Here is a 5582-nt window from a genome sequence, read left to right on the forward strand (position 1 = left end):
CGGACGTAGCTCAGTTGGTAGAGCGCAACCTTGCCAAGGTTGAGGTCGCCGGTTCGAGCCCGGTCGTCCGCTCCACGTGGGGCCGGGGCCCGAGGGTCCCGGCCTTCGTCGTCCCGCCGCCCTAGAGTGAGGCCCATGGCCGCGTCGCGCAGCACCCCTGCCACCGAGGTGGACGTCGACGGGCTGCCCGTGCGCGTCAGCAACCCGGACCGGGTCTACTTCTCCGAGCGCGGCGAGACCAAGCTCGACCTCGTCGAGTACTACCGGTCGGTGGGCCCCGGCATCGTCAACGCCCTGCGCGAGCGGCCGTGCATGCTCCATCGCTTCCCCAAGGGCGTCGACGGCCAGAAGGTGCACCAGAAGCGGCTGCCCGCCGGCGCCCCGCCCTGGGTCGAGACCGTCCGGCTGCACTTCCCGCGGTACGGCCTGCACGCCGACGAGCTCTGCGTCACCAAGCTGGCCGACGTCGTCTGGGCGGTGCAGATGTCGACCGTCGAGTTCCACCCGTGGAACTCCCGGCGCGCGGACACCGAGAAGCCCGACGAGTGGCGCATCGACCTCGACCCGATGCCGAGGTGCGGGTTCGAGACCGTCCGTCGCGCGGCGGGCACGGTGCACGAGATCCTCGACGAGCTCGGGGCGGTGGGCTGGCCGAAGACCTCCGGCGGCAGGGGCCTGCACGTGTACGTGCGGATCGAGCCCCGCTGGGGTTTCAAGGAGGTCCGCCGCGGCGCCCTCGCCTTCGCCCGCGAGGTCGAGCGTCGCCTGCCCGACGACGTGACGACGACGTGGTGGCGCAAGGACCGCGCGCCGACCGACCTGTTCGTCGACTACAACCAGAACGCCCGCGACCACACCATCGCCGCTGCCTACAGCGTCCGCGGCACACCGCACGGCACCGTGTCGGCGCCGGTGCGCTGGGACGAGGTCCCCGACGTCGAGCCACCCGACCTGACCATCGCCACGATGCCGGCCCGGTTCGCCGAGCTCGGCGACCTGCACGCCGGCATCGACGAGGCCGTCTTCGACTTCACGCCGCTGCTCGAGTGGGCCGACCGCGACGAGCGCGAGGGCGTCGACACCCCGCCCGAGCCCGACGACGAGTGAGCGTCGACCGGGGGACGGCCGCCCCCCGGGCGTGACCTCCTGCGGCTGCCGGGCCCTACGATCTGCGGGTGGACCTCGCCCGCTTCGCCGACCGGGTCGCCACGACGGTCGTCGACGTCCGCCGTGGTCCGGACGCCCTGGACGCCCTCGACAGCGAGGGGTTCTGGGCCGTCGTCGCGACCTTCGAGGGCGAGGTCACGGCCGTCCGCTTCGCCGAGGTCGTCCCGGGTCCGCCCGCCCCGGCGGTCCGGCCCTGGACGCCGTTGACGGGGGAGTGGACGACCTCCCTCGACCGGTCCGAGTACGTCGCCGCCGTGCGCGACGTCCGGCGCCGGATCGCCTCGGGCACGGTCTACCAGGTCAACATCTGCCGCGTCCTGAGCCACGAGCTGCGCGCCGACGCCGACCTCGACGGCTTGGATGCACTTCTGCGGCAAGGGAATCCGGCTCCGTACGCCGCACGCATCCGCTGCGACGCGGCGGACCTCGACGTCGTCGGAGCATCGCCCGAGCTGTTCCTCTCGCGGGCCGACGGACGCGTCGTGACGCGTCCCATCAAGGGCACCGCACCGACGCCCGCGCTCATGCTGCCCAAGGACCACGCCGAGAACGTCATGATCGTCGACCTGATGCGCAACGACCTCTCCGGGGTCTGCCGACCGGGCACCGTCTCCGTCGACGCGCTCTGTGCCGTCGAGGAGCACCCCGGCCTCGTCCATCTCGTGTCGACGGTCAGCGGACGGCTGCGGCCCGACGCCGGCTGGCGGGCGGTCGCCACGGCGACCATGCCGCCCGGCTCGGTGAGCGGTGCCCCCAAGTCGAGCGCGCTGCGCGCCATCGCCGACCTCGAGACGGTGCCGCGTGGCCCCTACTGCGGTGCCGTCGGCTGGGTCGATGCAGACCGCGGCGAGGCCCGGCTCGCCGTCGGCATCCGCACGTTCTGGGCCGAGCGAGACGCCACCGGAGGGCGCTGGCTGCGCTTCGGCACCGGCGCGGGGATCACGTGGAGCTCGGACCCGGAGGGGGAGTGGGCCGAGACCGAGCTCAAGGCCGCCCGCCTCGTCGGGCTCGCCGCGGGCACTGTGACACCATGAGGCCACACCAGCAGGCCCCGGCCGGGCCCGACGCGTCCGGCCCCGACCGCCGCAGCGCAGCCGAGGAGCCATGAGCACGACCACACGCGTCTGGGTCGACGGGAGGATCGTCGACCCGACCGGGCCGGCGGTGTCGGCCCTCGACCACTCCGTCACCGTCGGCGACGGCGTCTTCGAGACCGCCAAGATCGTGGACGGGCATCCCTTCGCCCTGTCCCGCCACCACCGGCGCCTCGAGCGGTCCGCCGCCGGCCTCGGCCTGCCGCCCGTCGACCTCGCGTTCGTCGACAAGGGAGTGGCCGCCGTCCTCGACGGTGACCCGATCCCGTTCGGACGGCTGCGCTACAGCGTCACCGGGGGTGTCGGCCCCCTCGGCTCGGACCGCGGCGAGGCCGACCTGACCCACATCGTCCTGGCCGGGCCGCAGCCACGCCCGCCGGCGAGCGGCAAGCTCACCGTGGTGCCGTGGACGCGCAACGAGCGTTCCGCGGTCGTCGGGCTCAAGACGACGTCGTACGCCGAGAACGTCGTCGCCCTGGCCCGTGCGAAGCAGGTGGGGGCCATCGAGGCGGTCTTCGCCAACACCCGCGGCGAGCTGTGCGAGTGCACGGGGAGCAACGTGTTCGTCGTCGTCGACGGCGTCGTTCTCACTCCTCCCGCGGAGTCGGGGCTCCTCCTCGGCATCACGCGGGAGCTCGTCCTCGAGTGGGGTCGCGAGGCGGGCCTCGACGTGCGGGAGGAGACCCTGCCCGTGGAGGTCCTCGCCTCGGCCGACGAGGTGTTCATCACGAGCTCGACCAAGGACGTCCTGCCGGTCCACGCGGTCGACGACCGGGTGCTGCCGGCCGCCCACCCCGTCACCGACACCCTCCAGCGGGTCTTCCGCGAGGCCGCCGGGCGGGACCTCGACCCGTGACCGGGCCCGAGGACACCGGCCGCCGGACCCGGACCGACGCGCCGCAGGACCCGGACTACTCGGACCGGAACGTGACCCTCGATGCCGGCGAGGACCGCTGGGCCTGGCGGGCCCGTCTGCGGCGCAACCGCGTCACCCACCTCGTGTGGCGCACGGCCGTGGGGGTGGTCGGCGCGGTCGTCACCGTGGCCGGCCTCATCATGGTGCCGGCGCCCGGCCCGGGATGGCTCGTCGTCTTCTTCGGGCTGCTCATCCTGGCCAGCGAGTTCGAGTTCGCCCAGCGCTGGCTGGACTTCGCCAGGCACCAGGTGAGCCGGTGGAACACGTGGATCATGGGGCAGGCGGCCTGTGTACGCGGCCTCGTGGCCCTCGGCACGCTCCTCATCGTGTGGGCGGTGCTGTGGGGCTACCTCGCCGTGGCCGGCATCCCCCAGTTCGTCCCGTCGTGGGCGGAGGACCTGCTGACCCGGCTGCCGGGGGTCGAGTGAGGCGGTCCGGCCCGCGCCGGTGACCGGTCGCCCGGGGCGGGGCGGCAGGGCGATTTCCACCACCGGTCCGGCACAGGCTATTGTTCCCTCCGTCGCCCCGACGCCGACGGCACGGGGCGCCCGGACGTGTAGCTCAGTTGGTTAGAGCGTTCGCTTCACACGCGAGAGGTCAGGGGTTCGAGTCCCTTCACGTCCACCACCGGGGCCCCCGGTCTGCGTCGCCGCAGGCCGGGGGCCTTCGTACACCCGCGCACGGCGCCGACGGACTAGCCTGAGCCGCATGAACGCTGCCGTGTCGAGCCTGTTCATCTACCCGGACTCCGACGCCCCCGGTCAGGAGCTCGACACCGTCGAGATGACGCCGGCCGGTCCGGCGGGTAACCGGGCCAAGAAGAACGCCGTCCACCTCGTGTCCGTGGCCGACTACGTCGAGACCCACCCGAAGGCCAACGTCGTGCTCGACATGGAGGCCTCCGTGCTCGAGGGGCTCGTCGGGCGCACCGTCCGTCTGGGCGAGTGCACCCTGCGCGTCACCCGCACGCCGTCGCAGTGCGCGGGCGTCTACGCAGAGGTCGTCGAGCCCGGCGAGGTCGCCGTCGAGGACCTCCTCCTCGTCGCCGAGCCCGAGTGAGCCGGGGCGAGCCGGGGACGACGCCGGCGTGACCATCCACTCGGAGCACCCCTTCCTTCCCCCGGAGCCGGAGCGCGACCCCGTGCGCCGGCTGCGCGCGCGGGTCGGCGCCACCGTGACGCTCTGGACGGCCGGCGCGGGGCCCGACCGGGCCGGCCTGACGGTGTCGTCCTACCTCGTCGCCGCGGGCCGTCCCGCGCGGGTCGTCGCCCTCCTGCACCCCGACTCCGACCTGCTGGAGCGCCTCGAGAGCGACGGCACGGCGGTCGTGGCCCTCCTCGAGTGGCGACACCGTGACGTCGCCGACGTCTTCGCCGGGATGCGCCCGGCTCCGGGCGGGCCGTTCCGCGGCGAGAGCTGGGAGCAGACGCCGTGGGGACCCCGGCTGCGGGCCGTGCCCACGTGGGCGGGGGTCCGGCTCGACCCCGGGGCGACGCACGAGGTCGGCTGGTCACGCCTCGTCGAGGCCGTCGTCGAGCACCTCGAGCTCGGCGACGACGAGGAGCCGCTCGTGCACCGACGAGGCCGGTACCAGCGGCCGGAGGCCTGAGCGGCTCGACCGCGAGCCCGGTGCCGACCGGGTCAGCCGCGAGCGAGGTCGCTCGTCATCTCCGTCGTCAGCCAGGCGTCCGGGATGCCGAAGCCCTCGACGAGGAGGCCTGCATGCGGACGAAGCTCCGTGCACGCCTCGTTGACGACCGCGGTCAGGGCCTTGGCACGGGCCGGGCTGAGCCGGTCGTGCTCGAGGTACCACGCCTTGTGGGCCTCGATCGTCGCGAGGGCGTGCAGGTCGCAGACCCGGGCCAACAGGGTGCGCACCTGCGGCTCGTCGCACTCCTCGACGGCGGCCGCGAAGGACTCGGTGACGACACGCTCGACGTGGGCCCGCGCGGTGTCGACGAGGTGGTCCTGGCACGCGTTGAAGACCGCGAAGGCGTCGGCGTCGCGCACCTCGGCGCGGCGCAGCCGCCGGGCCAGGCCCTCGAGCAGGTGCTCCTCACGCTCGCGCAGCAGGCGCAGCTGGGTACCACGTGCGGCGAGGGTGAGGTCCTCGTCCCGGCCGGGGGCGGCGTCGACGATGCGCTGGACGATGCCCCGGGCCGCGGTGCGCTCGAGGACGGTGCCGGCGGCCAGCCTGGCCCCGAACCGCACGATGCCCACGGTGTCGAGGTCGCCGAACGTGGACCGGTAGTCGGTGAGCAGCGACTTGGCGACGAGCTGCAGCAGGACGGTGTTGTCGCCCTCGAACGTCGTGAAGATGTCGGTGTCGGCCTTGAGCCGGCCCAGCCGGTTGGCGTACAGGTACCCGGCCCCGCCGCACAGCTCGCGGCACTCCTGGATCGTGT

General features: G+C 73.7%; 7 protein-coding genes and 1 tRNA gene. 7 read left to right on the forward strand and 1 reads right to left on the reverse strand.

The genetic code is table 11. From position 1 onward, the window contains the following. Positions 1 to 135 precede the first annotated feature (135 nt). From ligD to ACR9ZK_RS20470, 7 genes are all read left to right on the forward strand, one after another. Entirely contained in the window at positions 136 to 1107 is a 972-nt protein-coding gene (gene ligD, locus ACR9ZK_RS20440; protein ID WP_481343801.1) for a non-homologous end-joining DNA ligase, read from the forward strand. A 68-nt stretch (positions 1108 to 1175) separates the two neighbouring features. Beyond that, a complete protein-coding gene (locus ACR9ZK_RS20445) occupies positions 1176 to 2201 on the forward strand; it encodes an anthranilate synthase component I family protein (protein ID WP_481343802.1) in 1026 nt (341 codons plus the stop codon). Between the two features lie 70 nt (positions 2202 to 2271). Continuing rightward, positions 2272 to 3117, forward strand: a complete 846-nt coding sequence (locus ACR9ZK_RS20450; protein WP_481343803.1) for an aminotransferase class IV — start codon at positions 2272 to 2274, stop codon at positions 3115 to 3117. Further along, positions 3114 to 3605, forward strand: a complete 492-nt coding sequence (locus ACR9ZK_RS20455) for a TIGR02611 family protein (RefSeq protein ID WP_481343804.1) — start codon at positions 3114 to 3116, stop codon at positions 3603 to 3605. The genes ACR9ZK_RS20450 and ACR9ZK_RS20455 overlap by 4 nt, the downstream gene beginning before the upstream one ends. A 122-nt stretch (positions 3606 to 3727) precedes the next feature. Next, a tRNA-Val gene (locus tag ACR9ZK_RS20460) sits at positions 3728 to 3804 on the forward strand. Positions 3805 to 3885: 81 nt separating this feature from the next. Next, complete coding sequence (locus tag ACR9ZK_RS20465) at positions 3886 to 4236, forward strand: hypothetical protein (protein WP_481343805.1); 351 nt, start codon at positions 3886 to 3888, stop codon at positions 4234 to 4236. Between the two features lie 28 nt (positions 4237 to 4264). Further along, entirely contained in the window at positions 4265 to 4786 is a 522-nt protein-coding gene (locus ACR9ZK_RS20470; RefSeq protein ID WP_481343806.1) for a flavin reductase family protein, read from the forward strand. A gap of 32 nt (positions 4787 to 4818) precedes the next feature. Here ACR9ZK_RS20470 and ACR9ZK_RS20475 read toward each other — a convergent pair. Beyond that, on the reverse strand, positions 4819 to 5582 hold a 764-nt coding region (locus ACR9ZK_RS20475; RefSeq protein ID WP_481343807.1), incomplete at its 5' end, for an acyl-CoA dehydrogenase.

This window comes from Monashia sp. HAY1-5C (assembly GCF_056755255.1).

Coding starts and splice junctions, on each gene's coding strand:
- ligD (WP_481343801.1), top strand. CDS start 136: ATGGCCGCGTCGCGCAGCACCCCTGCCACCGAGGTGGACGTCGACGGG.
- ACR9ZK_RS20450 (WP_481343803.1), top strand. CDS start 2,272: ATGAGCACGACCACACGCGTCTGGGTCGACGGGAGGATCGTCGACCCG.
- ACR9ZK_RS20465 (WP_481343805.1), top strand. CDS start 3,886: ATGAACGCTGCCGTGTCGAGCCTGTTCATCTACCCGGACTCCGACGCC.